At 62.6% G+C, this 1,973-nt stretch carries 1 protein-coding gene and 1 tRNA gene; one reads left to right on the forward strand and one right to left on the reverse strand.

The genetic code is table 11. The features are described 5' to 3' along the window. Nucleotides 1-910, reverse strand: a 910-nt coding sequence (locus C8N32_RS12295) for a cobyric acid synthase (protein ID WP_211309716.1), incomplete at its 3' end; no start/stop codon positions are given. A 673-nt stretch (nt 911-1,583) separates the two neighbouring features. Between C8N32_RS12295 and C8N32_RS12300 the strand changes: the two genes are divergently transcribed. Beyond that, nucleotides 1,584-1,659 (forward strand) — tRNA-Thr (locus tag C8N32_RS12300). Nucleotides 1,660-1,973: the final 314 nt, after the last annotated feature.

Genomic DNA, 1,973 nt, shown 5'->3' on the forward strand with positions numbered 1-1,973 from the left:
TCGCGACCCGCGAAATCTGCGGCACCGCCACCCTGAGACCCCCGCCCGCACTGCGCTGAGGCCGCTCCAGCGCAAGGGAATCTTCCGCCGGAAGGTCATCGGCCTTTTCGAACCACCGCACCACCCCCATCAGCGGCCAGCCGGTGGTCTCTGTCATCACGTCGCAGCCCGGCCGGTAGAGGGAGAAATACCCCCGGAACTTGTTTACCAGATACCCCTTGACGCGGGCGCGCTCCTCCGGCGTGTGCAAAAGCCAGCTTCCTACCACTGCCGCGATGGCCCCGCCACGGTCATTGTCCGTGACCAGTACCACGGGCAGGCCGGCTTTCTCGGCGAGTTTCATGTTGGTGATATCGCAGTGGCGCAGATAGACCTCGGTCCCCGCGCCCGCGCCTTCGACCAGCACAAGGTCGGCTGTGGCGGCAATACGGTGAAAACTGTCCAGAACTGCGGGCATCAGCAACGGTTTGAGATTGTGGTAATGGCGTGCGGGCCAGTTGCCCAGCGCCCGCCCGCGCAAAACCACCTGCGAGCCCACCAATGCCTGCGGCTTGAGAAGCACCGGGTTCATGTGAATCGAGGGGGCAAGCCCCGCCGCCTGCGCCTGCAACGCCTGCGCACGACCGATTTCACCCCGTGGCGCGGCCCTTCCGTCAGGGCCGGGGGGCAGGTCGCTGTCCACGGTGACGGCGGCGTTGTTGGACATGTTCTGGGCCTTGAACGGCGCGACTTTCAGCCCCCGCCGCGCATAGGCGCGGCACAGGCCCGCCACCAGCAGGCTTTTGCCCACGTCCGATGACGTCCCCTGGAACATCAGCGCCCGCGCGCGCCGCTTGGGGCGGGGTGAGAGCATCGGCACATCGATTTCGGGCAGCGGTGGCGGTGTGTCTTTGGGGGGCAGATCGGTCATCGGGGCATCCTTGCGCGCCTGATGGGCCGGGGGCGTGGGGAAGTCAAGGCCTGGAACGCCGCTCCGGGCTGGCCTTCGATGCCCGAGCGGAACCGGTATCCGGTCAGGGCCATTCCGGTTACGGGTTTCGCAGCTCCGATCAAAGTTCCGGGGGCCTTGCGGCCGGGCGGCCCCATATGGGGTGGCACGGCTTTGCGAAGTGCAGGAAATGCAGCCCCCTCCAGGAAGAGAGGGCCACCCCGCAAACCGACCTTCGCCGGGTCCAGCCGCCCTGGACGGATTTCCGGATTGCGGATCAGACTTTGCGCCATGGTCCGCCCCCACGGGCGTCACTGCCCCATGTTCCAGGGGCTTCTGACGAACTGCATCCCCGCGCAGGGTCTCCGGTGGGCGACACGACGCAGGTCATTCCCAAGGCTGCAAACGATTTTCCCTTGCCCGGCCCCGTGTTCGCGATCAAAGCGTCTTTTCCTGTCGTCTTCGTGGTCACGATCCTGTCCCCGACGGCTCTCTTTCGCGCCCTCCGGGCGGTATGGCGGGCATTTTCAGCGGCACAGGCAGAGGCATTGCGTTTCCTCCTTGTTTCGCTTGAAACTATCAGTCACGCCTGTAGCCGCAAGCGTCCAAAACGGACTTGCCCTTTCGGCCCAAACTGAAGTACCCACACAGCGGCGCCGGTCTAGCTCAGTTGGTAGAGCGTCTGCCTTGTAAGCAGGGGGTCGGGGGTTCGAGTCCCTCGACCGGCACCATATATAAAAATAATATCATAATTACAAATACTTGAGGATGTCGATAATTCCTGGAGCCACTGATAATCCCACTCAAGAGCTTTGATACCCACATATTCCCTTGAGGGCTTTTCGCGTGAAATCGCAGAGGTGCGACCTCAACACCGAAATCAGGCCGCGCAAACCGCACAGCTCGAAATCGAGACATACAGGGGAAGTGTTCCCATGCCGCAAAGTGTGTAGGTGTTCAGTCCCGGCATCTGGTGGATCGGATTTAGGATGAATCTGTCTGGCTCTGATGTCCAGACCTTGCAGATGTATTCGTAGGGTGTGAG

This window comes from Rhodovulum imhoffii (assembly GCF_003046545.1).
Lineage (GTDB): Bacteria > Pseudomonadota > Alphaproteobacteria > Rhodobacterales > Rhodobacteraceae > Rhodovulum > Rhodovulum imhoffii.